At 39.3% G+C, this 25,660-nt stretch carries 28 protein-coding genes and 5 pseudogenes; 20 read left to right on the top strand and 13 right to left on the bottom strand.

Annotated features, from left to right (window positions below; genetic code table 11):
• Positions 1–19: 19 nt before the first annotated feature.
• Together V8V91_RS12450 and V8V91_RS12445 are read right to left on the bottom strand one after the other, a co-directional pair.
• Positions 20–778 (bottom strand): alpha/beta fold hydrolase, encoded by a 759-nt coding sequence (locus V8V91_RS12450; protein WP_373400347.1) that lies wholly within the window; start codon positions 776–778, stop codon positions 20–22.
• Between the two features lie 106 nt (positions 779–884).
• Positions 885–1,604, bottom strand: coding sequence for a pyridoxine 5'-phosphate synthase (locus V8V91_RS12445; protein WP_373400346.1), 720 nt, complete (start codon positions 1,602–1,604; stop codon positions 885–887).
• 59 nt (positions 1,605–1,663) lie between these two features.
• Here V8V91_RS12445 and V8V91_RS12440 point away from each other — a divergent pair, with 59 nt between their 5' ends.
• The 4 genes and pseudogenes from V8V91_RS12440 to V8V91_RS12425 form a co-directional block, all read left to right on the top strand.
• Positions 1,664–2,116, top strand: a complete 453-nt coding sequence (locus V8V91_RS12440; RefSeq protein WP_373400345.1) for a GatB/YqeY domain-containing protein — start codon at positions 1,664–1,666, stop codon at positions 2,114–2,116.
• A gap of 1 nt (position 2,117) precedes the next feature.
• Entirely contained in the window at positions 2,118–2,663 is a 546-nt protein-coding gene (locus tag V8V91_RS12435) for a CvpA family protein (RefSeq protein WP_373400344.1), read from the top strand.
• Positions 2,647–3,003, top strand: coding sequence for an aminodeoxychorismate/anthranilate synthase component II (locus V8V91_RS12430; RefSeq protein WP_373400343.1), 357 nt, complete (start codon positions 2,647–2,649; stop codon positions 3,001–3,003). Before V8V91_RS12435 ends, V8V91_RS12430 begins: the two co-directional genes overlap by 17 nt.
• A 37-nt stretch (positions 3,004–3,040) precedes the next feature.
• Positions 3,041–3,211, top strand: a pseudogene (locus V8V91_RS12425) (aminodeoxychorismate/anthranilate synthase component II); the annotation flags it as partial.
• Positions 3,212–3,213: 2 nt separating this feature from the next.
• Here V8V91_RS12425 and V8V91_RS12420 read toward each other — a convergent pair.
• Entirely contained in the window at positions 3,214–3,867 is a 654-nt protein-coding gene (locus tag V8V91_RS12420) for an outer membrane lipoprotein carrier protein LolA (RefSeq protein ID WP_373400342.1), read from the bottom strand.
• Positions 3,868–3,902: 35 nt separating this feature from the next.
• The gene (locus tag V8V91_RS12415) at positions 3,903–6,287 is read right to left on the bottom strand and encodes a DNA translocase FtsK 4TM domain-containing protein (RefSeq protein ID WP_373400341.1); all 2,385 of its coding nucleotides are present in this window, start codon (positions 6,285–6,287) and stop codon (positions 3,903–3,905) included.
• Here V8V91_RS12415 and V8V91_RS12410 point away from each other — a divergent pair.
• Complete coding sequence (locus V8V91_RS12410; protein WP_373400878.1) at positions 6,247–6,369, top strand: hypothetical protein; 123 nt, start codon at positions 6,247–6,249, stop codon at positions 6,367–6,369. The genes V8V91_RS12415 and V8V91_RS12410 overlap by 41 nt on opposite strands.
• 103 nt (positions 6,370–6,472) lie before the next feature.
• On the opposite strand, the pseudogene V8V91_RS12405 reads toward V8V91_RS12410, so the two are convergent.
• Together V8V91_RS12405 and xerD are read right to left on the bottom strand one after the other, a co-directional pair.
• Positions 6,473–7,511 (bottom strand): annotated as a pseudogene (locus tag V8V91_RS12405) (quinone-dependent dihydroorotate dehydrogenase).
• Positions 7,512–7,647: 136 nt separating this feature from the next.
• A complete protein-coding gene (gene xerD, locus V8V91_RS12400) occupies positions 7,648–8,553 on the bottom strand; it encodes a site-specific tyrosine recombinase XerD (RefSeq protein WP_373400340.1) in 906 nt (301 codons plus the stop codon).
• A gap of 221 nt (positions 8,554–8,774) precedes the next feature.
• Here xerD and aroQ point away from each other — a divergent pair, with 221 nt between their 5' ends.
• From aroQ to V8V91_RS12380, 4 genes and pseudogenes are all read left to right on the top strand, one after another.
• Entirely contained in the window at positions 8,775–9,188 is a 414-nt protein-coding gene (gene aroQ / locus V8V91_RS12395) for a type II 3-dehydroquinate dehydratase (protein WP_373400339.1), read from the top strand.
• Positions 9,189–9,200: 12 nt separating this feature from the next.
• A complete protein-coding gene (locus V8V91_RS12390; RefSeq protein WP_373400338.1) occupies positions 9,201–10,256 on the top strand; it encodes an aminotransferase class V-fold PLP-dependent enzyme in 1,056 nt (351 codons plus the stop codon).
• 177 nt (positions 10,257–10,433) lie between these two features.
• Positions 10,434–11,023, top strand: a pseudogene (locus tag V8V91_RS12385) (MarC family protein).
• Positions 11,024–11,059: 36 nt separating this feature from the next.
• Positions 11,060–11,526: pseudogene (locus tag V8V91_RS12380) on the top strand (ribonuclease H).
• A gap of 55 nt (positions 11,527–11,581) precedes the next feature.
• Here V8V91_RS12380 and V8V91_RS12375 read toward each other — a convergent pair.
• Positions 11,582–12,703 (bottom strand): sugar phosphate isomerase/epimerase family protein, encoded by a 1,122-nt coding sequence (locus V8V91_RS12375; RefSeq protein WP_373400337.1) that lies wholly within the window; start codon positions 12,701–12,703, stop codon positions 11,582–11,584.
• Between the two features lie 415 nt (positions 12,704–13,118).
• Here V8V91_RS12375 and V8V91_RS12370 point away from each other — a divergent pair, with 415 nt between their 5' ends.
• On the top strand, positions 13,119–13,439 hold the full coding sequence (locus V8V91_RS12370) for a GIY-YIG nuclease family protein (RefSeq protein ID WP_373400336.1): 321 nt from the start codon (positions 13,119–13,121) through the stop codon (positions 13,437–13,439).
• A 443-nt stretch (positions 13,440–13,882) separates the two neighbouring features.
• Here V8V91_RS12370 and V8V91_RS12365 read toward each other — a convergent pair whose 3' ends face one another.
• Genes V8V91_RS12365 through yihA form a run of 3 tightly spaced genes read right to left on the bottom strand, consistent with a single transcriptional unit; the run spans position 13,883 to position 15,292 of the window.
• Positions 13,883–14,182: a hypothetical protein gene (locus V8V91_RS12365; RefSeq protein ID WP_074225387.1), complete on the bottom strand. Its 300-nt coding sequence runs from the start codon at positions 14,180–14,182 to the stop codon at positions 13,883–13,885.
• 36 nt (positions 14,183–14,218) lie between these two features.
• Positions 14,219–14,641 carry a DUF5606 domain-containing protein gene (locus V8V91_RS12360; protein WP_373400335.1) on the bottom strand — a complete coding sequence of 141 codons (423 nt, stop codon included), beginning with the start codon at positions 14,639–14,641 and terminating at the stop codon, positions 14,219–14,221.
• A 39-nt stretch (positions 14,642–14,680) separates the two neighbouring features.
• Entirely contained in the window at positions 14,681–15,292 is a 612-nt protein-coding gene (yihA, locus tag V8V91_RS12355) for a ribosome biogenesis GTP-binding protein YihA/YsxC (RefSeq protein ID WP_074225386.1), read from the bottom strand.
• A gap of 121 nt (positions 15,293–15,413) precedes the next feature.
• Here yihA and ubiE point away from each other — a divergent pair.
• Positions 15,414–16,135: pseudogene (ubiE, locus tag V8V91_RS12350) on the top strand (bifunctional demethylmenaquinone methyltransferase/2-methoxy-6-polyprenyl-1,4-benzoquinol methylase UbiE).
• 160 nt (positions 16,136–16,295) lie between these two features.
• Positions 16,296–16,889, top strand: coding sequence for a porin family protein (locus V8V91_RS12345; protein WP_373400334.1), 594 nt, complete (start codon positions 16,296–16,298; stop codon positions 16,887–16,889).
• Positions 16,890–16,953: 64 nt separating this feature from the next.
• Here the strand turns inward: V8V91_RS12345 and V8V91_RS12340 are convergent, their stop codons facing one another.
• Positions 16,954–18,027, bottom strand: coding sequence for a DUF4221 family protein (locus V8V91_RS12340; RefSeq protein ID WP_373400333.1), 1,074 nt, complete (start codon positions 18,025–18,027; stop codon positions 16,954–16,956).
• Between the two features lie 604 nt (positions 18,028–18,631).
• On the opposite strand from V8V91_RS12340, the gene V8V91_RS12335 reads away from it, so the two are divergent.
• From V8V91_RS12335 to V8V91_RS12300, 8 genes are all read left to right on the top strand, one after another.
• Complete coding sequence (locus V8V91_RS12335) at positions 18,632–19,390, top strand: SDR family NAD(P)-dependent oxidoreductase (protein WP_373400332.1); 759 nt, start codon at positions 18,632–18,634, stop codon at positions 19,388–19,390.
• Entirely contained in the window at positions 19,387–19,671 is a 285-nt protein-coding gene (locus tag V8V91_RS12330) for a hypothetical protein (protein ID WP_373400331.1), read from the top strand. Before V8V91_RS12335 ends, V8V91_RS12330 begins: the two co-directional genes overlap by 4 nt.
• Positions 19,668–20,153, top strand: coding sequence for a M15 family metallopeptidase (locus V8V91_RS12325; protein ID WP_373400330.1), 486 nt, complete (start codon positions 19,668–19,670; stop codon positions 20,151–20,153). Before V8V91_RS12330 ends, V8V91_RS12325 begins: the two co-directional genes overlap by 4 nt.
• 38 nt (positions 20,154–20,191) lie before the next feature.
• Positions 20,192–20,926 (top strand): ThuA domain-containing protein, encoded by a 735-nt coding sequence (locus V8V91_RS12320; protein WP_373400329.1) that lies wholly within the window; start codon positions 20,192–20,194, stop codon positions 20,924–20,926.
• A gap of 76 nt (positions 20,927–21,002) precedes the next feature.
• Positions 21,003–21,584 (top strand): NifU family protein, encoded by a 582-nt coding sequence (locus tag V8V91_RS12315; protein WP_373400328.1) that lies wholly within the window; start codon positions 21,003–21,005, stop codon positions 21,582–21,584.
• A 14-nt stretch (positions 21,585–21,598) separates the two neighbouring features.
• Positions 21,599–21,793: a hypothetical protein gene (locus V8V91_RS12310; RefSeq protein ID WP_373400327.1), complete on the top strand. Its 195-nt coding sequence runs from the start codon at positions 21,599–21,601 to the stop codon at positions 21,791–21,793.
• On the top strand, positions 21,706–22,671 hold the full coding sequence (locus V8V91_RS12305; RefSeq protein WP_373400676.1) for a DUF3810 domain-containing protein: 966 nt from the start codon (positions 21,706–21,708) through the stop codon (positions 22,669–22,671). The genes V8V91_RS12310 and V8V91_RS12305 overlap by 88 nt, the downstream gene beginning before the upstream one ends.
• Before the next feature lie 59 nt (positions 22,672–22,730).
• Positions 22,731–23,630 (top strand): M23 family metallopeptidase, encoded by a 900-nt coding sequence (locus V8V91_RS12300; RefSeq protein WP_373400326.1) that lies wholly within the window; start codon positions 22,731–22,733, stop codon positions 23,628–23,630.
• Between the two features lie 2 nt (positions 23,631–23,632).
• On the opposite strand, the gene V8V91_RS12295 is transcribed toward V8V91_RS12300, so the two are convergent.
• Together V8V91_RS12295 and dusB are read right to left on the bottom strand one after the other, a co-directional pair.
• Positions 23,633–24,529 (bottom strand): DMT family transporter, encoded by an 897-nt coding sequence (locus tag V8V91_RS12295; RefSeq protein ID WP_373400325.1) that lies wholly within the window; start codon positions 24,527–24,529, stop codon positions 23,633–23,635.
• A 105-nt stretch (positions 24,530–24,634) separates the two neighbouring features.
• The gene (gene dusB, locus V8V91_RS12290) at positions 24,635–25,624 is read right to left on the bottom strand and encodes a tRNA dihydrouridine synthase DusB (protein WP_373400324.1); all 990 of its coding nucleotides are present in this window, start codon (positions 25,622–25,624) and stop codon (positions 24,635–24,637) included.
• Between the last annotated feature and the right edge of the window lie 36 nt (positions 25,625–25,660).

The following is a 25,660-nucleotide window of genomic DNA, read 5'->3' as shown; positions in this document are numbered from 1 at the left end:
TTAATGAACAGCTCTTTTATTAATTCATGAAATTAAGGACTTCAGCGATGACTGATTCGGGTTGTTCTGCATGCAACCAATGATCTGCATTGGAAATAAATTCCACTTCGTATTTCGGGAAATGTTGCTCAATATCAGACAAGTCTGACTGTTGGATATAATTCGAGTTTTCTCCCGCAAGAAATAGGGTCCTACCATCATACAGTTCACCTTCTTTTAAGGCTTTTCCCACCTCCTCGATATTTCTGGTAATCACTGGTAAATTGATTCTCCATACAAAACCGTTAGAGTCTCTCCCTAAGCTTTTAAGTAAAAACTGACGGATTCCCAACTCCGGGATATAACCTGCCAAGATATCATCTGCTTCTTTTCTGGATTTAATAGATGATAGATCAATGGCATTTAGGCCTTCTAAAATTTTCTGGTGATGGACTGAGTAATATCTCGGAGAAATATCTGCTACAATTAACTTCTCCACTTTTTCGGGATAAGTACATGCAAACTTCATTGCTGTTTTTCCTCCCATTGAGTGTCCCATCAAATAAACCATGTCCAGTTTCTGGTCATCCAGAAGCTCTTTTAAATCTTCTACCATGACTTTATAATTCCACTCATCCGCGTGTGGGGAATCTCCATGGTTTCTTTGATCTACCAAATATAAGGTGAAATGATTCTCTAAACCTTTGGCAATACTGAGCCAATTATCTGCGGAACCAAAGAGTCCGTGAAGGATCACTAATGGTTTACCGGCTCCTAATTTTTTAAAGTTTAATTTCATTTTGAAATACGAATTACGAAATGTGAAAAAGGAAGTCTAGGTTATTTATTAGGGGAAGAATTAATATCTCTTTGTTGATTACTGACCACTGTCAACTGATTACTAATTACAAAACTTCCAACTGCCTTCTATACATTTGAATAGTGTTTTCCAAACCAAAATAAAGCGCATCACAAATTAATGCATGTCCAATGGATACTTCATCTATGAAGGGTATGGATTGCTTTAAAAATGCCAAGTTATGTAGATCCAGGTCATGTCCTGCATTGAGTCCTAATCCTAATTCTTTTGCTATCTCTGCAACTTCTACATAAGGCTTTACTGCCATTTCTTTGTTTTGAGGATATCCCACCGCATAGGGTTCGGTATACAATTCCACTCGATCGGTTCCCGTTAATTTGGCTGGTTCAAAGTACCGGATTTCGGGATTGATAAAGATAGAAACCCGAATGCCGGATTCTTGTAGTTCTGCTACGATGTCCTTAAGCATCCCCTGGTTTGAAATGGTATCCCAACCTGTATTGGAAGTAATGGCATTAGGTGGATCAGGAACAAGCGTGGCTTGGGCAGGCTTAACCTCCTTCACTAAATCCATAAATCTTTTGTCGGGGTATCCCTCGATGTTAAATTCTGTCGTTACAACTTTGGCTAAGTCATACACGTCTTGATGTCGTATATGTCGCTCATCAGGTCTAGGATGCACGGTAATTCCTTGAGCACCAAATCGCTCAGCGTCCAGAGCTACTTTGACTACATCCGGGTTGTTTGCCCCTCTTGCATTACGCAAAGTGGCGATCTTATTAATATTTACGCTCAGTTTAGTCATTTCCGGGTCGAAAAAGGTATTTTTGTTTGATTTTAACCAATAACACAAACTTAGGGCTTATGAGTTTAAAGCAGAAAGTAGATAGTGAAATTAAATCCGCAATGATCGCTAAAGATAAGGATAGATTAAGAGCATTAAGAGCTGTGAAATCTTTAATCTTATTGGAAGAGACAAAAGGAGGAGCAGCTGGCGAGCTATCTGTAGATGAAGAAATGAAAATCTTGACCAAAGCAGCCAAACAAAGGAAAGATTCTGCAGACATCTACAAAGAGCAAAACCGAGAGGATTTATATGCTGTTGAAATGGCAGAACTTTCAATTATTCAGGAGTTTTTGCCAAAAGCCTTGACTGACGAAGAGCTAACTCAGGCGATCCAGGAAATCATTGCTCAAACGGGAGCCTCCAGCCCAAAAGAGATGGGAAAAGTAATGGGAGTAGCCAGTAAGCAATTAGCAGGAAAAGCAGATGGTAAGGCTATTGCAGATAAAGTAAAAGCATTATTGAATAGCTAAGTTGAGTACAGTAGACATCATATTGCTGGTCATACTTGGTCTTGGAGCTTTCGAAGGCTATAGACAAGGATTCCTGATGGGAGTCCTTGGCCTTTTTGGTTTTGTAATTGCCATTATATTGGGGATTTACTTCATGGATCCAATGACGGATTGGTTGCAGGAAAATGTAACTGAATTCAATTTAGGCTATCCCATTCTTGGATTTTTTGTCATTTTTATATTCACCTTGGTTTTAATCAATTCAGTAGGTTGGGTATTGAAAAGAGCGATGGATATGGTTTTGTTAGGGTCATTGGATTCTTTGGCAGGGGTATTTCTAGGAGTAGTGAAAGCCGCATTTTTTATTAGCTTGTTTTTCTGGCAAGCAAGCCTATTTAAATTGGATTTACCTAAACAATGGACTGCAGAGTCTGAATATTTGGGTTTTATAGAACCAGTTGCTCCGGCAATTGTAGAGGCTATTGAACCATTTTTCCCGAAAGTGGAGGAGAATCTTGAGAGGTTGGAGGAAATTGTAGATGAAATATTAAATGATTCTGCTGATTGATAATTTTGATTCTTTTAGCCATATGTTGGCCGACTTGGTTCGTCAAACTGGTGTAGAATTAAAAATTCTAAGAAACGACACCTCACTTGAGGAAATCCATGCAATAGAATTTTCTGCATTAATTCTTTCTCCAGGTCCTGGTAGGCCTGATCAGGCAGGGAACTTAATGCAAATTTTTGAGGAATATTATAAAAAGGTGCCCGTTTTAGGAGTTTGTCTTGGCCATCAGGCAATCGGAGAGTTTTTCGGGGCCAAGTTGGTGAAAAATGAAATCCCGGTTCATGGTAAAGTCCATCAGGTAAAAAACGGTAAAACATCCATTCGTAGAAGGTTTACCTGAATACTTTTATGTCACCCGATATCACTCCTTACAATTAGGAGAAATCCCTACTATGTTAAAAGTATTATTGGAAACCCCAAAAGGTGAAGTTATGGGACTTGTACACCGAGATCTGCCTATTCTGGGGATTCAATACCACCCGGAAGCATTTTTAACTGAATATGGATTACAGCTTATTCAAAACTGGGTAAAAATTTTTGAAACCTAAGTTTATCGAAGGTCAATGATTTCTACGCCTGCATGTTTTTTGGGGTCAAACACAAAATTGGAATCAGGAAGACTTGGATCAGGCTTTAGATTTTTGAAGGCATAAGTAAAAAAACCTCCTTGACCGTCAAACATCTCCCAACCTAATAAGTCCTTCGTGTTTTTGTCGATCATCAATTTTACTCTCTGGAATGGAGCACTGGAGCTCTCAGCATCTAGCTCTACTACATTGGCTTGTTTTCCTTGATAAGATTTATCTGCTAACAGTTTGTAGTTAAAACCCTTTTCATACATCTTATAAATGTTGGTGGGAGTTAACTCTCCTTCCATTTGGGAAACATCATTGATGGTCACTTCCTTGTAAGTAGGAGTTTCTATAAAAGTCCAAACAGTTTTCCCGTCATTGAATATTTCTTGATCAGGAAGTTTCAATCGGTATTGGTTTCCTTTTACTGAAATATCACCACTCTGGCGGTCGCTGGTGCCTGCTTGATCTGAATAAGTATAGTCAAAGCTAGCTGTAAATCCTTTCATACTCTGATACTTTTGACTCATCCCGTCCAGTACCGCTTTGGCTTTTGGATCTTTTTGAGCAGAAGCTTCAAATACAGAATATAAAGAAAGAAATAGGGTAAATACTAGGGCAAATCTTTTCATGGAATATAGGCTTTTAGAACGCTATTTGAAAGCCACTATAGGCTATTCAATAACCGTTCCAAACTAGCTTCATCCTGTACCAAGACTTCTCTGGCTTTTGATCCTTCAAATGCGCCGACAATTCCTGCTGCTTCCAGTTGGTCAATGATTCTGCCCGCTCTGTTGTATCCTAATTTCAGCTTTCTTTGAATCAAGGAGGTACTGCCTTGCTGGTGCATGACAATTAGCTTGGCCGCATCGTCAAAAAGCGGGTCTCTATCTGAAAGGTCCACATCTCCTACCGATCCATCTCCGTCCTCTCCTTCAAATTCTGGAAGTAAGTGTGCATCGGAATAACCTTTTTGCTCTCCAATCCAATCACAGATCGCATCCACCTCTGGAGTGTCTAAAAATGCGCACTGGATCCTAGTGACATCTGAACCTAAAGAAAGCAACATATCTCCCATACCGATCAATTGATCTGCCCCACCTGCATCGAGGATGGTTCGGCTATCGATTTTGGAAGTAACTCGGAAAGAAAGTCTAGCTGGGAAATTGGCCTTGATGATACCGGTAATTACATTGACAGAGGGTCTTTGGGTCGCCACTACTAAGTGGATACCAATAGCCCTTGCCAACTGGGCTAATCGGGCGATAGGCGCTTCAATTTCTTTCCCTGCAGTCATCATTAAATCCGCCAACTCATCAATGACCAAAACGATGTAAGGCATGAAATGATGGCCTTTTTCAGGGTTGAGTTTCCTGCCTATAAACTTCGCATTGTATTCTTTTAAATTTCTGGCTCCCGCATCTTTCAAAAGATTGTAGCGGTTATCCATTTCAATACAAAGTGAGTTTAAGGTGTAAATGACCTTTTTGGTATCAGTAATAATGGCTTCTTCCGCTCCTGGGAGTTTGGCTAAGAAATGTCTTTCAATCTTGTTGAAAAGAGTCAATTCTACTTTTTTAGGATCGACCAAAACAAACTTCAACTGTGAAGGGTGTTTCTTATAGATCAAAGAGGCCAAAATCATATTTAAGCCTACAGACTTACCCTGTCCAGTGGCTCCAGCCATCAGCAAGTGGGGCATTTTAGCTAAATCCGCCACGAATACTTCGTTGGAAATGGTTTTACCTAATGCGATTGGTAAGTCCTTGTCCGAACGCATGAACTTTTCTGTTCCCAGTACTGCCCGCGCAGGAACCAATTCTCTGTTTTTATTTGGAACTTCAATACCGATGGTTCCTTTGCCAGGAATTGGAGCAATAATACGAATCCCCAATGCTGCTAAACTCAAGGCGATGTCATCTTCCAAATTTTTGATTTTGGAGATTTTTACCCCTGGTTCGGGTACAATTTCATAGAGGGTTACAGTTGGCCCAATAGTAGCCTTGATCTCCTGGATTCCGATTTTAAAGTTTTCCAGGGTTTCAACTATCTTGTTTTTGTTGTCTTCCAGCTCTTGGCGAGAAACCGTAACTTTCTGAACATCGTATTCGTTCAGCAAATCGAGCGTAGGATATTTATATCTCGGTAGGTCCAGCGTAGGGTCAAAAGGATCTAAATTTTCAACTTCGGAAGCTGTTTTTTCTTCTCCAGTAGCCTTGGTTACTGAGAAGTTTTTGTCATCGATAGGACTGGCAGGCTTTTCTACTATTTCATCCAATAAATTGACTTGGGAAATATTGAAGATGTCTTCCTCTTCTTCTATTGGAGCAGGATTAGGTTCATCTACAATTTCCACCTCGTCATTTTTGACTATCCAATCACTTCCATCGTCTTCAAACTCCTCTTCTTCATCCAGTTCTTCTTCAATAAAATCTTCCGATTTTGATTTCTTACTTTCCTTTTCAAATGGGTTTCTGGCAGTATTAATGGCTTCATCCAACTCTTCAGAAGAATCATCCATGTGCTCTGATTTAGCTGTAAACCATTCCAGTTTATCAATGTCAAAGAAGAAGATTACAAAAATCAGCAAGGCCGCACCTATGACAATAAAGGTTCCCCAGCTCAGAAAATCTGCGGATAGTCTAGCCAGCTCATATCCAAAACCTCCCGATAGGAAACTCCAATAAGAATAGCCTTCGACTAAAATGACGATGTAGCCAGTTAATAAGCCCAACCAAAAAGTAAAGAATAAGGCGAAAGTGGTGTATCTGGTAAGTGAAATGAGAGAGACTTTGAAACTCCATTTGAATCCCAGAAGAAAAAGAAATGGAGGGAAAAGGAATGCTGCAATCCCAAACCATCGGTAAATCATCCAATGTGCCGCTTGGGCTCCTAAATATCCCAGCCAATTGGTAGAGTTTCTCGCAGTTTCGCGGATTTCGTCATCCACGGGTGCATTCATGACTAAACTCTGATCGTTTGGCCCATTGAGTAAATAGCTTAAAAAGGCTATGAAAAGGAAAATCCCAATCGACATGAGTAAAATACCCATGGTCAACACCAGCTTGGAGCTTTTGATTTTACCAAAAGAAAACTTGAAGCCTGTTGATTTAGAGGCTGATTTTTCTTGGTAGTTTCTCCCTTTTTTCTAAAAGTATTGGTCCTAGGTGAATTGGTGGCCATGTATTCCTTTAAAATCCGATTTTAAGATAAGATGATTGGATTGAGTTTAGCACATTACTTAGAAAAATATGCCAATAATCCTTTCTTGATCTTTTTGATCAACCCAGGTCCCTCATAAATCATGCCCGAGTATACTTGAATCAGGCTTGCTCCTGCTTCTAACTTCTCAATGGCATCTTCAGCAGAGAAGATTCCTCCTACTCCAATGATGGGAAACGCCTTGTTTGATTTCTCAGCAAGGTATCGGATTACTTCTGTACTTCTACTCGCTAAAACTTTTCCAGACACTCCTCCAGCTCCAATTGCTTTGACTTGAGATACTGGAGTGGACAATTGTGAACGATCAATGGTAGTGTTGGTGGCAATGACTCCGTCTATTTTTGTTTCCAACACGATTTCTACAATGTCATCCAGCTGTCCTTCTGTCAAGTCAGGTGCAATCTTCAATAAGATTGGTTTGGGTTTCTCTTTTGATCATTTGCATTTTTAACAGCCTGAAGCAATTGCTTTAAAGGTTCTTTTTCTTGCAGATCTCTTAGGTTGGGCGTATTCGGGGAACTCACATTCACTACAAAATAATCCACATAGGGGTGAAGTTCTTCTAGACAGAACAGGTAATCATCCACCGCATTTTCATTGGGGGTGACTTTGTTTTTGCCAATGTTTCCGCCTACAATGACATCTGACTTTCTTTTTTTAATCGTCCTACCGCCTCTTTTACCCCTCCATTGTTAAAGCCCATTCGGTTTACCAAAGATTCATCCTGAGGAAGTCGGAATAAACGTGGCAGAGGATTCCCGTCTTGAGGTTTGGGAGTTAGAGTCCCAATTTCAATAAATCCAAATCCTAACATCGCCATCTCATCAATCAGTTTGGCATCCTTGTCAAAGCCAGCTGCCAATCCCACCGGATTTTTGAATTTCAATCCAAAGACTTCCCGTTCCAATTTCGGATCCTCTAATTGAAAAGTAGATTTGACAATTGATTTGGCAATAGGGAAATTGAAAGTGAATTTGGTAAGATCAAATGTGAAATGATGAGCATCTTCCGGATTCTTAAGGAAGAAGAGAGGTTTCAGGATGGATTTGTACACGGTCTTGATTTTCTTTTCAGCTTACAAAGTTAATCAATGCAGCATTGGAAACTTAGGAAAATATTGCTTTCTGCCTCGAAATTGATCTCAATAGATGATCAGTGATGGGTGTAATTTTATTGACTATCATGGAGGTTTACTTCCTCGGATGAAAATCGGTCAAAACCTGCCTTAGGTAATCGCGGTCTAAGTGCGTGTAAATTTCTGTCGTAGTGATGCTTTCATGTCCTAACATTTCCTGAACAGCGCGAAGATCCGCTCCTCCTTCAATCAAATGTGTGGCAAAAGAATGTCGAAAGGTGTGGGGGCTGATATTCTTTTCTATTCCTGCCAGTTCTGCTGTTTTTTTGATGATTAGAAAAATCATCACCCGGGTAAGTTTTTTACCTCTTCTATTCAAAAACACATATTCCTCATGGCCTTTGGCGATCGCTTGATGCACACGAACTTCATCTTTGTAGATATTCAAATATTTCAAGGCGTCTTTTCCGATGGGGACAAGTCTTTCTTTGTTGCCTTTCCCAACGACTTTCAGAAAACCTACATCTTCAAAAATCTGCCCTTTTTTAAGTTCGATCAGTTCCGAAACTCGGAGACCAGAACTATAAAGCATTTCTAACATGGCCCGGTTACGATGACCTTCTGGTTCCCCAAGCGGGATGGCTTCTAGAAGTTGGACTATTTCTTCATAACTCAAAGTGTCTGGAAGCTTTCTTCCCAGTTTTGGAGCCTCCAAAAGTTGCGCAGGGTCTTCATTAATTTTGTCTTCGTACATCAAGAACCTATAAAAAGCATTGATGCCCGAAATGATCCTTGCCTGGGTGTAGTCAGATATTCCTAGTTTGGCAATTTCATTCACGAATTTGCGTAGGTGCTCCAGCTCTAAGGAAAGGGGACTTAATTCTGGGAAATTCACGTCACTGTAATTCGCTAATTTTTCTACATCCCTGCTATAGGCCTCGATGGAGTTTTCACTAAGAGACCGCTCGATTTTTAGGTAATGACGGAATTGTTTAATATGATTTTCCCAGATTTTTTGCATTGGAGCGAATAAATATTGAAAGTTTGGAAAATTAGGTTGGAAAGTTGGAAGGTTCAAATGTTTAAAGGTCTTAACTTTCCAATCAGAAACTAATTACCTTTGAACTGAAATTTATCAACCGAATATTGTTTTGAAATCGAACATGACTCAAGAATCAAACAATGGGATGATTATTACCAAAGTGAGATTCCATGTGACGAATAAAGATCAATAATAAACACATGAAAATACTGATTATCAACGGGCCTAATTTAAATCTTTTGGGAAAAAGAGAACCAGAGGTCTATGGAAGTACTTCTTTTGAAGAATATTTTGAAACCTTGAAGTCCATGTTTCCTGAGATTCAACTCGAGTATTATCAAAGCAATGTGGAGGGAGAGTTGATCAATAAAATCCATGAAGTCGGATTTAGCTATGATGCCATCTTATTGAATGCAGGAGGATATACCCATACCTCTGTGGCCATTTCAGATGCCATCGCTGGAGTGACTACTCCGACTTTAGAAGTGCATATTTCCAATATTTACAAGCGGGAAGAATTTCGCCATAAAAGTATCATTTCCAAATCCTGTATCGGCATGATTTCAGGGCTTGGACTGAAGGGCTATGAATTGGGAATCCGCTATTTTCTATAAACCTACAAACCTATGTTAACCTTTGCTCCAGGACCTTCTAAGGTCTACGATTCTCTGCCAACTTACCTGCAGGATGCCTATCAAGAGGGGATCTTGAGTGCCAACCACAGAAGTTCGGCATTTATGAATTTGTATCAAGAAACAGAATCTTTGATGCGGGAAAAGCTTCATATGCCAGATGATTACAAATTATTGTTCACTTCCAGTGCAACCGAAAATTGGGAAATCATCACTCAGTCTTTGGTTGAAAAGGCAAGCTTTCATATTTATTCTGGCTCTTTTGGTAAAAAATGGATCGGCTTTGCGAAACATATCAATCCCGCCACAGACGGAATAAAGATTGAAGCGAATCAAGCGATTGATGTAGCAGGGCTTGAAGTGTCGGAGGAGTTTGACTTGATCGCTTTGACCCAAAACGAAACAGCCAATGCTACCCAAGTTCCGATGTCGGTTATTGGAGCCATCAAAGAAAAATATCCAGAGAAAATGATTGCTGTGGACACTACTTCTTCTATGGCAGGGATAGAATTGGATTTCAGTTTGGCAGACGTTTGGTATGCATCGGTACAAAAATGCTTTGGTCTTCCAGCTGGCCTAGGGATTTTGATTCTTTCTCCAAAAGCCATTGAAAAGTGTGCCGCAAAAGGTGAGAGCGGAAGGTACAATAGCTTAAGTTTTATGCTGGAAAATGCAGAAGGCTATCAAACCCATTATACCCCGAATGTATTAGGGATTTACTTGTTGAGCAGGGTTTTGAAAGATTTGGAGGAAATCCAACATATTGACGCCAATCTTAGAGAGCGTATGTTACAATTGGAAAGCTGTATTGCTCATACCAACTCTTTAAGAATGCTAGTGGATAATTCCGAAACGAGAAGCGTGACTGTTTTAGCGGTTGCCGGACCGGAGGAGTTAATCGCCACTGTGAAAAAAGAGGCTGAAAAGGAGGGCATGCAATTAGGATCAGGATATGGTCCCTTAAAACCAACTAGTTTTAGGATTGCGAATTTTCCAGCCATCACCAATGATGAAATGGATAAATTGAAGAGTTTTTTATCGAAATATTAATAGGATGCCCTTTGGGGTCATTTCGAACGAGGAGGAACGACGAGGAGAAATCTCAAGTAAGTATAAATGAAAAAATAAGATTTCTCCTCCCTTCGATCGTCGAAAAGACTGAAGCATTCACTATTTCTTAAATCAGAAATCATATTTCTGCAATTATAAATTCCGTACTTTCGCGGCATGTTTGATGTCAAGGAAATTTTATCTGTATCGCTGATCTTATTTTCAGTGATTGATATTCTAGGTTCGATTCCGATTATAGTCAATTTGCGGAAAAAGTAGGGCATATCCAGTCCGAAAAAGCCACCTTGGCAGCGGGCATATTGATGATCTTGTTTTTGATTGGAGGGAAGTCAGTTTTGAGCCTTTTTGGAATCGGAGTAGAGGACTTTGCGATTGCGGGTGCATTGATCATTTTTGCGATAGGAGCAGAAATGATTTTGGGAATTGAACTTTTTAAGCCTGATCCAGATGCTTCTGAAGGAGCTTCCATTGTTCCCATTGCGTTTCCATTGATAGCAGGTGCAGGTACTTTGACCACCATCCTTACACTGAAGGCTGAATTTGCCCAACTCAATATTGCCATAGGAATTTTGTTGAATTTGATCTTTGTCTATGGGGTATTGAAAAGTACCAGTTGGCTGGAGAGAAAGCTGGGTAAGACTGGGTTGGATGTGCTGAGAAGAATTTTTGGAATTATTCTTCTATCCATCGCAGTGAAAATTTTCAAGACAAATGCTTTCCCAATCGGAGTAGATTCCGGAGTTTAAAACTCTTCTCTTGATCATTTTCCTTTTCTTTGTACCATGATTACCATTTACACGGATGGCGCTGCCAAAGGCAATCCAGGGCCAGGAGGCTATGGCGCCGTTTTACTTTTCAACAATAAAGGAGAAATTCTTCGTAAGGAACTTTCTGAGGGGTTCTGATTGACCACCAACAACCGCATGGAATTACTGGCAGTAATCCGGGCTTTACAGGCCTTGAAAGTGACCGGGATTCCTGTACGGATTTATTCCGATAGCAAATATGTAGTAGATGCCATCGAAAAAGGGTGGCTTTGGGGCTGGCAAAAGAAAGGGTTTAAGGATAAAAGAATCCAGACCTTTGGCTAAGGTATATTCCCCTTCACCTGAAATACAAGCCCAAGTTTATTTGGGTAAAAGGCCACGCTGGTAATCCTGAAAATGAGCGATGCGATCAACTGGCAGTTGCTGCATCGGAAGGGTATAATTTACCTGCTGATGCAGGCTATGAAGAAAGCCAGCGATAAAAGTAAGGAAGTAAGAAGTGAGAAGGCTGAAATTTTAAACTTCTCACTTTAGAGTCTATAATTTTTCCATTGTCATCAGAGGAATGTCTTTTCTATTCACCTCTAAAAGTGTTTTGTACTCTGATTTCGGATATTGCCAGCCGTCATCACCTAATTCATATAGCAAAGGCGCGAGATTCTGAACAGCCGCTTTACAGCCTTGAACAATAGCCCCCATGTTTCCGGTTTGCTTCGATAGCACCGCCTCATTTTCGATTTCAAAGGGGCCAGAAAAACCTCTGTCTTTCAATACATTGATAAAAGCCCTCCAATCCATGGAGTCTCCCAATCCAAAACCTGGAAGTGTAGCTTCATAATGATGTCTATCCCAAGGGTTAGTACTGGAAGGGATTCCCAACTTCTCTGCCCATTCTGCTTTTACTTTCTGCATAGGATACATATTTCCCCAGAATGGATCTGGGTTGTTTCGAGTGGATTTGACATGAATTCTTTGAAGGCGATTCATATCTGTTTGTCGGATAACAGAAATTGGATCGGTATGTTGCCAGATGTCATGGGATGGATCGTAGATTTCTCCATGATTGAGTTCTGGAACCAATTCATACATGATTTTCCGAGCTGCCAAAACTCCTGTAAGATTGTTGAAGGTTCCGAAGTGTCCTGAACTTCTCCAACCTTCCATCGGGCAATTTTCATAAAGGACGGTAACTCCCAAACTATTGGCATAGCGAATGATAGGGCCAAAAATTCGTTGGTATTCTAATAAATTTTTCTCAAATCCACCTTCTTGATTTCCTAACTCGTGGTTGTAGCCTACAAAGGTTCCTACTTTTACATCGTTTTCATCTCCACCTAACAAATAAGCCATGCGGATCAAGCGAAGTAAGTGATTTTGATTCTTGATTCGCTGAGCCGGATCACCTCCTATCAAATTTTCAAAAGCTCCAATAGAAAGTCGGAGTTTAGCTCCGTTGAACTGCTCAATTAGATATTTTGCTTCTTCTGGACCAAAATTTTCATAGTCCAAATGCGTAGCCACAAAATCATCTCGAGTACCGTCTTTTCTAAAAACACATAAGTCTAAACCTTGCACACCTATTTCAGTCGCTTTTTCTATGGTTTGTTCTAGGTTGAGTTGATCGAAGGCAGATGTCATGATCCAAATCGGATGAGCCATTTGTTGGGGGATTATGGTGAAAAAAGAAATAGATTTTAAGTCAGAAAGTTAAAGTCTCAAATCTTAAAAATGGAATTTTAAATAAGATTTAACTTGTCAGACCGAGCGGAGTCGAGGTCTTCTTAATCATTTTTATTTTTGAGTATCGCCTATCAGACTATCGGTAGCCATGTGCTCAGCCTGACAAAATTTGAAATAGAATTAAAGGGCTTCGATATACGCGACATTCGTCGCTCCAGTGCTCAGCTTGACAAATATTAAATCTTAATAATTCTGATATTTTATATCTAAAATCAGTGAACTTTGTCAGTCCGAGCGGAGTCGAGGATTATAACCAATTTGTTTTAAATATTTATGTAAATTAAATGATTAATTTACAGTTAATTAGGTCTTTATTAAATGGGTTAAAATTCTATTGGAAAGATATTTTGTTTACATTTTAGAATGTTCTGATTCATCTTATTATACGGGAGTTACTAATAATATAGATAGAAGATTTGCAGAGCATCAAGATGGAATTGATTCATTTAGCTACACCTATTATCGAAGACCTGTTAATTTAGTTTTTCAGCAAGATTTCCAAGAAATAAAAGAAGCAATTGCTTTTGAAAAACAAATCAAAAAATGGAGTAGAGCTAAAAAAGAGGCTCTAATTAGAGGGGATTGGGAGCAATTAAAAGAGTTATCGAAATGTAATAATGAGTCTAGCCATTTGAATAGAAGAAAAGAAAAGTGAAGTAAGGAAATGGCTTCGAGTCCGCACAGCCTAACAAAAACTCATATATACTTAAAGGGGCTTCGATTCCGCTCAGCCAGACATTCGGAATTGAATCTTGTTTTGTGTCTGTCCGAACGGAGTCGAGGACCCTTCGACTCTGCTCAGGGAGACAAAAGTGATTTCGGGATAAGGTTATTGGGCTTCGATTTCGAGACTCTCGTCTCTCAAGTTATCAGGGTGACAAAAAGAAAATTCAGGTTATGGTATATAGGCTTCGACTTCGCTCAGCCTGACAAATAGTAAAATGGATTTAGAATTAAAAAGCTTCGATTTACTCGACTTTCGTCGATCCAGTGCTCAGCCTGACAAAAAAATGATAAGTAATTTAATAGCTTCGACTTCGCTCAGCCTGACAAAGCTCTAATTTCACAAATCTGAAATCTTACATCATAAATCTTACATCAAGAATACCTCCTCCGCATCTCTACCTTCATTTTTTGTCGTTCCCACAGTGCACGGGCGAGATCAGGTGCGACTTGGTCCGGTTTGGATTCATGAAGGATTCTTTTCAGCTTTTCTTCTCCCAAATCGACTCGATAGCAAATTTGGAGGAGGCGTTCAAACTCCCTGTCCAGCATTTGGCGGATGACTTTGGAAAGAAAATCAATCGCTTTTTCCTCGTCAAAAGCAGTTTTGGCCTCGGGCAACTGAAAATCTTTTTCCAGAAGCTGAAAAGTTTCTTGAATAAGTGAGTTGGCCATAAAATATTAAAAAGCCCCGCATGGCAGGGCTGTAAATTATTCTTCTTTGTTTTCTTCTTTGCTTTCCTCTAAGGTTTCAGGAACCTGAGTTCTGATGATCTTATACCATGAGATCAATTTTTTGATGTCAGAGGTATAGACTCTGGATTCATCTACTTCTGGAAGTACATGTTTCATGAAAGCTCTTAATTCAGAGTCATCAGGATTAGCATCCAATCCCAAATCTCCTTGAAATTCAGCCTCGATTTTTTTCATGATGGATTCCAATGGCTCAGCACCTTCCTCCGTCATGGTATAAATAGAAATATCGCTCAGGATAGAAACGCGCTGAGACATTCCTGCTACTAGTTTAGCTTTCTTCTCATCCAAACTTTCCAAGATCACTCCCGATCTAGATGGTTTCAAAACTTTGAATAAACCCGGCTTTCCGGCTACTGTTGCGATGTCTTTAAAATTCATTGGTTTGTTTTTTTCAGGCTGCAAATATAGGATTATCAATTAAATGATTTCCCCAGATTCATATTCTTGTACCAGTTCTTCTATAAATGTGGTCAATTGTTCTTTCCCCTGCCCATTTTCAGCAGAAGTAATAAAGTAATCTGGTGCTTCCTCGAAGATCTCTTCCATTTTTTTCAGAAACTTCCGGATATTTTGATCGGTCTTGGTTTTAGATTGCTTATCCGCTTTTGTAAAAACCAAAGCAGCAGGAACTCCTTCCGTTCCACACCAAAGTAAAAATTCCAAATCAATTTTTTGAGGTTCCAAACGGCTATCCACCAATACAAATACTCCACACAAATTTTCTCTTTTGGTCAAGTAAGTACTGATCATATTTTCCCAGCCCTGCTTCACTTTTACATTGACTTTGGCAAAACCATATCCAGGCAAATCCACCAAATACCAACGGTCATTGATCATAAAATGATTGATCAATTGTGTTTTTCCTGGTTTTTGGGAAGTTTTGGCCAAGTCATTTTTCCCTGTCAGCATGTTGATCAGGGAGCTTTTTCCTACATTTGATCTACCGATAAATGCTACTTCCGCCCGATCAGGTTTTGGACAATTTCCGGGGTTTGTGTTACTGACTACAAATTGTGCTTTTTGGATCATAAACGTGGATTTGTGGCAAAAATACTAATAATAGTTTAGGAATGTCTTTCTCATAAATGGCAACAATTTTCCAATCCTCGGGTTTCTTGAGTATTATTGCGCCTTCAAAGAACGATTCGTGATGTCTGTAGTACCTTATAAAGATAAGCAAGACCCTAAAAAAGCTCAGGTTGCTGAGATGTTTAACAATATTTCAGGCAAGTATGACCTGCTCAATCACGTGCTCAGCATGGGGATTGATATTATTTGGAGAAAAAAGCCATCAGCTATCTTAAGAAAGATCAGCCAAAACTGATTTTGGATATTGCTACCGGAACTGGTGATTTTGCCATTGAAGCATTAGCGCTTAATCCTGACAAGGTAATCGGAGTAGATATCTCTGAAGGAATGCTTGCCGAAGGAAGGAAGAAAATGACCAAGAGAGGTCTGGATGATAAAATCGAGCTGCAGCTTGGGGATTCCGAAGGTTTACTCTTTGAAGATAATAAGTTTGATGCTGTCATCGTTTCTTTTGGAGTTAGAAACTTTGAAAATCTGGAGAAGGGACTGGCAGATATGTATCGGGTCTTAAAACCTGGAGGAAAAGCAGTAATTTTGGAATTCAGTAAGCCTAGGAGTTTTCCAATGAAACAGGCTTATGGATTTTACTCCAACTTTGTTCTTCCTCAGGTTGGCAAAATTGTATCCAAAGACAATTCTGCTTATACTTATCTTCCTGAATCCGTTCAGGCCTTTCCTGACGGAGAAGATTTTCTGGCTGTATTAAATAAGGTCGGATTTACCTGTACTCTATGCAAACCACTTACATTCGGCATCAGCTCCATTTATGTGGGCGTGAAATAAGCCTGACAGTATTTTTGATGATGGTCATGACCCTGTCCTCCTTTGGGCAAGGGATGTTTGGACTTACCTCAGGGTCTGGTTCGGATAATAAGACCTTGTCCTATGGGTTTTTCTGGCCGCACATACCAATGCCTATCAAATAAAATATTCGGATGCCTTTATGAATCCTGCCACAACGAGTTCGGCAGGAGTCAGAGCGGTCTTTCCTAAATATTCCCCAGGATTTTCTTTGGGATTTATCGGAATGTTACGGTTTCATGATCAGGTTCAATTGCTCTTTACTCCAAAAGTAGGCTTCTATGAGTATAAGACAGAAGTTAGTTATTTTGGGACAGCGGACTCTTCTTTAGATGATTTTCCTGCAGATGAGGGCAATACATTGAACAATACTACAAGTACTCAAATGCTAACCTCAGAAGCCACCATGGTAGAGCTTCCTTTACTTTTTAAATATCGATCGCAGCGATTTAACAATACTCGAATGTACTTCTTGGGAGGAGCCAGCTATAATTTCCGTACCAAGGCCCAAGACGAAGCGGATATTGAAGATCTGGTGACCACTGGACAGGATGTCTCTTTGGAGATGGGAATGGGGTTCGAGATTTATTTTAAGTACTTCAAATTCGCGCCGGAGATCCGCTTTTCACATGGCTTGAATAATGCCTTTAGAAGGGAGAATACCATCCCCGAACTTGCTGATGCCATTTCTTCTATCAAAAGAAAGTCCATTACCCTTTATTTGAATTTTCAGTAAGCCGAGAGTTTAAAATTGGGAGGGTTGAAGATTGGACTATTTCATTCTTGATACAAAGCAATTTTTACTTTTTTAAGCTGGAAAAATCAAAGGTATGGATGACCATTTCATCTTCGTTGAATTCAGGGTTGTCTGGATGCATGGGAAATAGATTCAGGCCTTTTTCATCCACAAAGTAATGATGTGCGAGATAAGTGTTCCTAGGTAAGGTGAATTCCTGCAAAAGTGAATAATCCTCGTCATCATAAATGGATAGTATAAAATAGGGAAGATTAGCACTGTACTCCATAGGGTCTATCCCATCAGGAATTTCTTCTCCTGGCCAGCCAAATCGATAAATCATTTTATTTTTAGTGTCATAGGCCATTCCAAGATTTTGAGCACTTTTATAAAGAAGGCGCATATTATTATCTATTGAACTTGACATTCTAGGCGATTTGTAATAAATATTAGAAAAGTTTTTTATAAGTGTGCTTTGAAGTTGATGCTGTTCGTAATCTACTCCATTGAAATTAACTTCTAATAATGTACTACTTTGGTTATGAAGTAGAAGTATTGAATTTTGTGAAGCTGCTATCCCAAAATCGATTGAGTTTTCAAACTTTAAAAAAGAGGGAGGTACTTTGAAGTCTAGATATCTAAAAGTTTGATTATTTATATCAAATGAAAGAATTGGAGGATATTCAAGAAGGGCTTTTTCATTTAAGTCAGATGGTGAAATAATGTTTAAATCCCTCATTTTGAAGTATATTTTTCCAGAGTTGTCTGCCTGAGCCATATTTGAGTACCTTGTCATAGAAGGTATTACCACTCCAAGTTTTGATAAATTGTTATAATCATATTTAGCAACCCTTTGACCTTTAGAGTTCACTAAATTAATTTCGTAGGCCATTGTGGGTATGTAAATGCTGTCAGAATTTATCACAAAAAATCCTAGCGGAGAGCCAATTCCATTTGGTCCATCCTCATGAAGTTTTATAGTTGAAGTTTGATTTTTTGATGAGATATTAAAAACACTTATAGTACCCCTGTTAGAATTCCACCAATAAAGATTTCCATTTATGTATTGCATTGCGCGAGTTGATGGGTCAGTCTTTAAGTCTATGGAAATATTTGTGGTATCTGCTTTGTAATCCAATATATTGTTAGATGATTCAATTCTTTTTTTGAACAGGAAAAAAAGACTGCTATTGCAAAAAGAAATACTAAAAAAAGTTTTTCATAAATGATAGATTAATTCTAAAATGAGGCTGTCTCATAATTTTTTTATCACATTGAGCGAAGTCGAAATGTGGTTTAATTTGCTCAATTAAGTCTTCGAATTCACTCAGCCTGACAAATTATCGACTATTGAGTCAGCCTCATAAAATAAATTATTACTCCACGGTAGGAACTGTTGTAATACAATTATCCCCAACGAAGGCACAATAATCATCTGGTGCAGACATCAAACATGCATTAAGCGATTCGTCCCACATGCACAAATGGTCTCTTGTTTGTGCATTTAAACTTGTAATCCCTCCAATAAAAGTAAGTGCAAGAGCAAAACTTGCAACTAGTTATTTAAAATGATTTTTAAACATATTGATTTATTTAAAAGTAAAACATAGGTGCAATATGTATTTAGGTGAATTAATAAGTTCGAATAATTAGATGAATGGTTTATTTTTTTTAATGGCTATTAAGTCTTGCGTACTTAATGCTTTCATTTTTTAGCACAATCATATTTTTTATCTTTCAGGATGAAAAATAAAATTGCTTTGGTTACAGGTGCAACTTCAGGTATCGGAAAAGCCTGTGCCCTGACATTGGCCAAATTAGGATACAATATCATTGCTACTGGTAGAAGGTCAGAAAGACTGCAGGAATTAGAACATGAACTTCCAGATACCATTAATTACCTTCCTTTAGTGTTTGATGTACGGGAAAGGGAGAAGGTGTTGGATATCTTGGGAGCATTGCCTGAGGAGTGGAAGGCTATCGATGTGTTGATCAATAATGCAGGAAATGCCCATGGGCTAGATCCAATTCAAAATGGTAGTTTGGACGATTGGGATGCCATGATGGACATCAATGTGAAAGGATTGTTGTATGTTTCCAAGGCAATCATTCCAGGGATGACCAAGCGAAAATCCGGAATAATTATTAATATAGGCTCTATTGCGGGAAAAGAAGTGTACCCCAATGGAAATGTTTATTGCGGGAGCAAACATGCAGTAGATGCCATTACCAAAGGAATGCGTATTGATCTAAACCCTTTTGGACTAAAAGTAATAGCTATTCACCCGGGTTTGGTGGAAACTGAGTTTTCGTTGGTAAGATTTAAAGGGGATGAGAAGAGATCTGAGTTTGTTTATCAGGGATTTGAACCATTGCTCGCTCAGGATATTGCAGACATTGTGGAATTTGCCGTAACTAGACCCCCTCACGTGGTAATCGCTGATGTAGTGGTTTTGCCTACAGCTCAAGCTTCTGCCACCATTGTGAATAAAGAACTATGATTTCATTGAGATCCAATTTCATTTTATTGGTATGTGTGGTAATCCTTTTAGGCTGTAACCAAAAGGAGTTAAGGTCCATTGAAGGAGAACTACAAAAGGAAATAGCGGAACAGTTAAGTGATCATAAGACTACAGTTCAATCCTCTGAAATTCCAGTGTTGGAAAAGCAAATGATTGAGCAAAATTTAGTCAATGTAGAGGAAGTTGTACCTGGGATCAGAGTGGAATTAAAATATTCTACCGAAGATATTTTTTTGGAGAAGACGTTTACGGAGAATTGATAAATGCATATTTACAGCCAGAGGTAGCGGAAAGTTTGAAAAAGGCTCAGCAGCAGCTACAGTCAGAATATCCGGATTATACCTTATTAATCTATGATGGAGCACGGCCTCTAAGTGTACAGCAAATTCTTTGGGACAACTTGGATAAACCAGATAGCATCAAACCATTGTATGTAGCCGACCCAAAAGTGGGAAGCTTGCATAATTATGGGGTAGCGGTCGATCTGACCATTTACGATACTTCTAAATCAGAACCATTGGATATGGGAACTGGCTATGATTTCTTTGGATATGCTGCCTATCCTGATCGTGAAAGCCAGATGTTGGAAGAAGGCGTAATCTCTTCTGCTCAAATTGCAAATAGAGAAATCCTCCGAAAAGTGATGACCAACTCCGGATTTATGGGAATAGGTTCCGAATGGTGGCATTTCAATGCATTTTCCAGAAAAGAAGCTGGAGAGAAATTTCAAATCATTAAATAAAAACTTATCAAATACCTAATAATCAAATCTTAAAACCAATGAACCTAAAAAAATCTTTGCTCACACTAGGGCTGATTTTCAGTATTGCTTTAGTAGCGCCTGCTCAACAATTCAGAGCTTTGGTATTCAGTAAGACCGCTGGATTCCGTCATCAATCTATTTCCGATGCGGTAGTTGCCTTGAAGAAAATGGGGAAAACCCATGTATTCAGTGTATACACTACAGAAGATGCCAGTGTATTTACGGATGAAAACTTGGCGAAATACGATGTGGTGATCCTTACCACTACTACAGGTACCATTTTTAACGCAGAACAAAAAGCGGCTTTCCAGAAATTTGTTCAAAGTGGAAAAGGAGTAGTTGGAATTCACTCAGCGACGGACACTGAATACGAGTGGCCATGGTATAATAAGATGATCGGTGCTTATTTCCTTTCTCACCCAGCTCAACAAACCCTAAGATTGGAAGTGGTGGATCAGAATCACCCAGCAACTTGGCATTTGCCTAAATACTGGCTTTGGACAGATGAATTATATGAATTCAGAGAAATCAATCCTGATATAAAAGTCTTGGTAAAAGCTGATGAAAGTACGTATAAAGTGGCGAAGGGAAATGGAGACAACCACCCAATGGCATGGTACCATGAGTTTGATGGAGGTAGAGTATTTTACACTGCTTTGGGACACGTGGAGTCTGCTTGGGAAGATCCTGATTTCTTGAAACATCTTTATGGAGGCATTTGGTATGCCGCTACAGGCCATCCTATGAAATAAGAGATTTCTTGTTGAAATTTGCAGCTGCCGGAACTAAATCCTATGATTTCGGTTTTCTAAACAAAAAGAGAATACCATGCTAAAAGCACAAGCGAGACCTGTCCATTTATACATGGAGGCTAATCCAAATCCAAACTCCTTGAAGTTTGTCGCAAATTTCATGTTGGCAGAAGATGGAGTAAGTTTTGATTACCCAGATGCTGAAAGTGCAGAAAATAGTCCTTTGGCTAAAGAACTGTTTAATTTTGCAGCTGTTCGGAGAGTTTTTGTTGCATCTAATTTCGTGACTGTCACCAAATCTGAGGATGTGGAATGGTCTGAAGTTCAGAATATATTCAGAGATCATATCAAGGCGTATTTAGAATCAGGACAGCCTGTGGTAAAAGCAAGTTTTGACAAGGATCCTTTGTTTGATGAGAACGATTCAGAAGTTGTGAAGAAAATTAAAGGTATTCTGGATGAATATATCAGACCGGCTGTAGAGCAGGATGGTGGAGCCATTGTATTTCATTCATTCCATGACGGAGTAGTCAAAGTTTTGCTTCAAGGCTCTTGCTCAGGATGTCCTTCTAGCACAGTTACCTTAAAGGCTGGAATACAAAACCTTTTGACCAGAATGCTTCCAGAAGTGAAGGAAGTAGAAGCAGAAGGCATTTAAGCAAATCCGTACTGATGGGGAAAAGAGATTGGACTTGGGTAATTCTTGGTGTAAATGCATTAGGAATTCGATATGTAGCATCTCTCAATCCAGAAGCTACAGATGAAATTTATTCAAGAAAATTCTTTCCGGTAATTCGGAATGTGATAGATCAGACGCTGGGATATTTGCCGTTTCCCAGCGTTTATTTTTTATCATCGCAGTACTGATTGTTTTAGGGATCTTTATCCATCGTCTCAGAGAAAGATATGGATGGAAAAGAAAGCTTTTGTATTCATTGAGGGCATTAGCCAATGGTTTGGGGGCCCTAATATTTTTCTTTTTAGTGCTGTGGGGTTACAATTATCAGCGTACGCCTATCTTCCAGCAATTAGGTTTGAAAACCGAATCTTTGGATTTGGAGAAGCTGAAGGAGGAAGTAATGATTACCCAACGGTTGGTGGAGCAATATAGAAGATTGATTACCACTGATACGGTTGCCATTACTGAAATTTTACCTTATCCCGAGTTGGAAAAGGTCGTTCGGGTTAATATGGGAGAGAATTTGGATATGTTGGGGTTGAACTTTACCGGTAGGCCTAGAACCAAATTATTTCCCCCGCCGGGTTTCATGAGAAGAATGGGGATTTTAGGTATTTATTTCCCCTTCACGGGTGAGAGCTATATAGATCCAACCTTGCATCCATTGGAGCAGCCTTTTACAGTAGCCCATGAAATGGCACATAGCTATGGAGTGACCAATGAAGGGGAAGCGAACTTTATTGCTTGGGTAATATGTGGAAACAGTAATGATCCTTTGTTGAAATATTCAGCTCAGTTGAGGTTGCTGATGTATCAAATCCGCGATTATTATCGAATGGACCCTGATGATTACAAAGTGTTTATTCAAGGTCTTGACCTTGGTGTGAAAAAAGACATACTTTCTATCAGGGAAGCCAGTGAGGCCATTCAGCCAATCTCTTATGAATTGAGTCGAAAGTCAAATGATATATTTTTGAAATCCCAAGGAGTAAAAGCCGGCGTGAAAAGTTACCAGCAACTTCCTATGTTGGCTTTCGCCTGGAGGAAGAGAATGAATGGAGAATAAATTTGGTTTTTCTTTTTCAAAAGAGATTTTAGTAGAAAAACTAAAATCTCTTTTGAAGTATGAGAGGAATTCAAGTAGCCCTACTTACCTTTTTATTTTGTAGTAAATCATTTGCTCAAATCACAATTGAGGCTGATAGACAAGCGGATGGATCTGTTGATTTGTCAACAGTCAATACAGCTGAAATTCCTTATACAGTTCTTTTAAATTTTTCCAGTTTGGAAAACCTGAGTACTACTAGCGGAAATGTCGTGGTCGTTGTGGCGATGCCTGGAAAGAATAGAGCTACAACCTTAAAACGAATTCAGGAGAATGCTTCTACCAATTATCGTTATTCCATCAGCTATGTTAAAGGGAATATGTATGGAAAGAATAAGGTAGAACCGACCTATTTTTTTCCTGTAAGTGAAGGTGAAAAGATCTTGGCTCAGCCGATGACACATATAGAAAATAGACTTCAACCCAAGGAGAAAAATAATGATTATGTAGGGCTTTCATTTAAGTTGGAAGGACCTACAGAAATTGTAGCTCCTCGAAAGGGCGTCATAGCCTCCATGAATATGGGAGTGGCGGGACAAAAAGAGAATCTAGACTTTCAACGGGAAGAGAATTTTATTGAGATCTATCATGAGGATGGTAGCTTCACAAAAATCATGGTTTTAAAAACTGGAAGTCAACAAGTAAAAGTAGGGGATCCGGTTCTTCCTGGGCAGGTAATCGCTACTTCAGCTGGAGAGAATTATAATTCAGGTGCTCATGTTAGAATGGTAAATTTAAAGCCTGCAAAGGATGAGGTGGAAAAACTAAAGTATGAACCTTTTCCAGTAAAGTTTGCTACATCAGATGGTACCATAGAAATCAATCAACCGGAGAATCTGACAGTAGTCCATCCAAAAGAACTCATCACTTCAGAAATGTCTAAAAGGGAATTGAAAAAATATAGAAGCGAAAAACAATAGTTTTATTTCCTATTCCCATACCAAACTCCCAAAATCACTGCCACGATTCCTATATAATGGCCTAGTAATAAAACTTCACCATCTAATACTCCCCACATGATGGCGACAATTGGGATGAGGTAAGTTACCGAGCTGGCAAAGACTGGAGTGACTCTCTTTACCATGACATTGAATATGATGAGTGCTAAGGCCGTTCCTAAAACTCCCAAGAGTGTCAGGTAGCCTAATGCTTTTAATGCACCCGGAACGTTCACCACTTTATACGAGAAATCAGTACTCGTAAATAGAAATACCAGGGCCAATGGAAGGACCATCAAAAGTGATATAGCAGTGATTTCAATTGGCTTTAGTAGTTCGAATTTAAACTTGATGATGTTCAAATTGAAGCCATAACAAATACAGGCAAGAATCACGAATAATGCATAAGCGTTGATTCCTGAGAATGCGTTAAATCCTTCCCCTTCTTTGACGGTGACTAGAATAAAAACACCGATAAAAGCAATGGCCAAACCTATTCCATTCCTCCTTGTGATCCTGGAACCAAAGAAAATAGCCCCTATTATTACTACAAATAATGGAGTAAGAGCATTAAGAACTCCCGTCAAGGAACTACTGAGCTGGGTTTGTGCTTTGGCAAAAAGAAAAGCGGGTATAAAACTTCCTACCAATCCTACTATGATTAAATAGGTGATCTGGTGCTTGTTGAGGTTTTTTATTCTTGGAAGAGATAAGGGAAGCAGAAATGTCGCTGCCGCTACAATTCTATAAGCGCCGACTTCCCCTGGAGAGAAAACTTCCAAGCCCCTTTTGATGAGGATAAAAGAACTTCCCCATACCAATGCCAAAAGGATAAGCATTCCCCAATTTTTCAGAGATTCATCGTTGGTGGTAGTTTTCATGGATCGTCTGCTTTAAAAAGCTCTTACAAAGGAAGCAAAACCAAATAATATTTGTTTCAAAAAAGTAGGGCTTGAAAAAATAAATTTCAAGCCCTTTGATAATTTTTAGAAAACGTAGTCGGCATATTGATCTGCTACTTGGTCTAGCAAATGACAGACATGCTCGTAACTATCTGCCGTGACCATTTCGGTTCGTATCGGTTTGAAGTTGGGCATGCCACGGAAATAATTGGTATAGTGTCTTCTCATTTCCAAAATTCCCTGCTTTTCGCCTTTCCATTCGACCGAAAAGTCCAAATGCTTTTTGGTAACTGCGATTCGTTCCTCAATGGTAGGAGCCTCTAGTTTTTCACCAGTTGCAAGGAAATGTTTGATTTCATCAAAGATCCATGGATAACCTATAGCGGCTCTACCGATCATCATTCCATCCACATTGTACTTGTTTTTATACTCTAGGGCTTTCTCAGGAGAATCAATATCTCCATTTCCGAAAACAGGAATATGAAGACGAGGATTGTCTTTGACTAAATTTAAATAGCTCCAATCCGCCTCTCCCTTGTACATTTGTTTCCTGGTGCGGGCGTGTATGCTGATGGCTTGAATTCCTACATCTTGTAATCGTTCTGCTACTTCTACAATGCGGATGGTGTCATTATCCCAACCTAATCTGGTTTTAACAGTAACTGGTATGTTTACTGCTTTTACGATTTCAGCTGTCATGGAGACCATTTTATCGATATCCAGCAATATGCCAGCTCCAGCTCCCTTACAGGCTACCTTATTTACTGGGCAACCGTAATTGATGTCCAAAATATCTGGTCCAGCTTCTGCAGCAATTGCAGCTGCTTCACGCATGGACTCGATGTCATTTCCAAAAATTTGAATCCCAATAGGTTTCTCATAATCGAAAATATCGAGTTTTTGGACGCTTTTTGCAGCATCACGAATCAGTCCTTCTGAACTGATAAATTCTGTATACATGAGATCAGCACCATTTTGTTTGCATACGGCTCTGAAAGGCGGATCACTCACATCTTCCATCGGTGCTAACAGCAAGGGAAACTCTCCCAATTCCAACTTTCCTATCTTAACCACTTCTGTATTATAAATTTGCGCGTAAATTTACCTCAA

It is taken from the genome of Algoriphagus halophilus (assembly GCF_041729275.1).
GTDB lineage: Bacteria > Bacteroidota > Bacteroidia > Cytophagales > Cyclobacteriaceae > Algoriphagus > Algoriphagus halophilus_A.
Note: the sequence above shows the minus strand (reverse complement) of the source record. Positions and strands in the feature narration are given on the sequence as shown.

What these genes read in the sequence shown, in the direction of transcription:
- V8V91_RS12450 (WP_373400347.1), bottom strand. Translation starts at nt 778, where the DNA reads ATGAAATTAAACTTTAAAAAATTAGGAGCCGGTAAACCATTAGTGATC.
- V8V91_RS12445 (WP_373400346.1), bottom strand. Translation starts at nt 1,604, where the DNA reads ATGACTAAACTGAGCGTAAATATTAATAAGATCGCCACTTTGCGTAAT.
- V8V91_RS12440 (WP_373400345.1), top strand. Translation starts at nt 1,664, where the DNA reads ATGAGTTTAAAGCAGAAAGTAGATAGTGAAATTAAATCCGCAATGATC.
- V8V91_RS12430 (WP_373400343.1), top strand. Translation starts at nt 2,647, where the DNA reads ATGATTCTGCTGATTGATAATTTTGATTCTTTTAGCCATATGTTGGCC.
- V8V91_RS12420 (WP_373400342.1), bottom strand. Translation starts at nt 3,867, where the DNA reads ATGAAAAGATTTGCCCTAGTATTTACCCTATTTCTTTCTTTATATTCT.
- V8V91_RS12410 (WP_373400878.1), top strand. Translation starts at nt 6,247, where the DNA reads ATGAAAAGGAAAATCCCAATCGACATGAGTAAAATACCCATGGTCAAC.
- V8V91_RS12415 (WP_373400341.1), bottom strand. Translation starts at nt 6,287, where the DNA reads ATGGGTATTTTACTCATGTCGATTGGGATTTTCCTTTTCATAGCCTTT.
- xerD (WP_373400340.1), bottom strand. Translation starts at nt 8,553, where the DNA reads ATGCAAAAAATCTGGGAAAATCATATTAAACAATTCCGTCATTACCTA.
- aroQ (WP_373400339.1), top strand. Translation starts at nt 8,775, where the DNA reads ATGAAAATACTGATTATCAACGGGCCTAATTTAAATCTTTTGGGAAAA.
- V8V91_RS12390 (WP_373400338.1), top strand. Translation starts at nt 9,201, where the DNA reads ATGTTAACCTTTGCTCCAGGACCTTCTAAGGTCTACGATTCTCTGCCA.
- V8V91_RS12375 (WP_373400337.1), bottom strand. Translation starts at nt 12,703, where the DNA reads ATGGCTCATCCGATTTGGATCATGACATCTGCCTTCGATCAACTCAAC.
- V8V91_RS12365 (WP_074225387.1), bottom strand. Translation starts at nt 14,182, where the DNA reads ATGGCCAACTCACTTATTCAAGAAACTTTTCAGCTTCTGGAAAAAGAT.
- V8V91_RS12360 (WP_373400335.1), bottom strand. Translation starts at nt 14,641, where the DNA reads ATGAATTTTAAAGACATCGCAACAGTAGCCGGAAAGCCGGGTTTATTC.
- yihA (WP_074225386.1), bottom strand. Translation starts at nt 15,292, where the DNA reads ATGATCCAAAAAGCACAATTTGTAGTCAGTAACACAAACCCCGGAAAT.
- V8V91_RS12345 (WP_373400334.1), top strand. Translation starts at nt 16,296, where the DNA reads ATGAATCCTGCCACAACGAGTTCGGCAGGAGTCAGAGCGGTCTTTCCT.
- V8V91_RS12335 (WP_373400332.1), top strand. Translation starts at nt 18,632, where the DNA reads ATGAAAAATAAAATTGCTTTGGTTACAGGTGCAACTTCAGGTATCGGA.
- V8V91_RS12330 (WP_373400331.1), top strand. Translation starts at nt 19,387, where the DNA reads ATGATTTCATTGAGATCCAATTTCATTTTATTGGTATGTGTGGTAATC.
- V8V91_RS12320 (WP_373400329.1), top strand. Translation starts at nt 20,192, where the DNA reads ATGAACCTAAAAAAATCTTTGCTCACACTAGGGCTGATTTTCAGTATT.
- V8V91_RS12315 (WP_373400328.1), top strand. Translation starts at nt 21,003, where the DNA reads ATGCTAAAAGCACAAGCGAGACCTGTCCATTTATACATGGAGGCTAAT.
- V8V91_RS12310 (WP_373400327.1), top strand. Translation starts at nt 21,599, where the DNA reads ATGGGGAAAAGAGATTGGACTTGGGTAATTCTTGGTGTAAATGCATTA.
- V8V91_RS12300 (WP_373400326.1), top strand. Translation starts at nt 22,731, where the DNA reads ATGAGAGGAATTCAAGTAGCCCTACTTACCTTTTTATTTTGTAGTAAA.
- V8V91_RS12295 (WP_373400325.1), bottom strand. Translation starts at nt 24,529, where the DNA reads ATGAAAACTACCACCAACGATGAATCTCTGAAAAATTGGGGAATGCTT.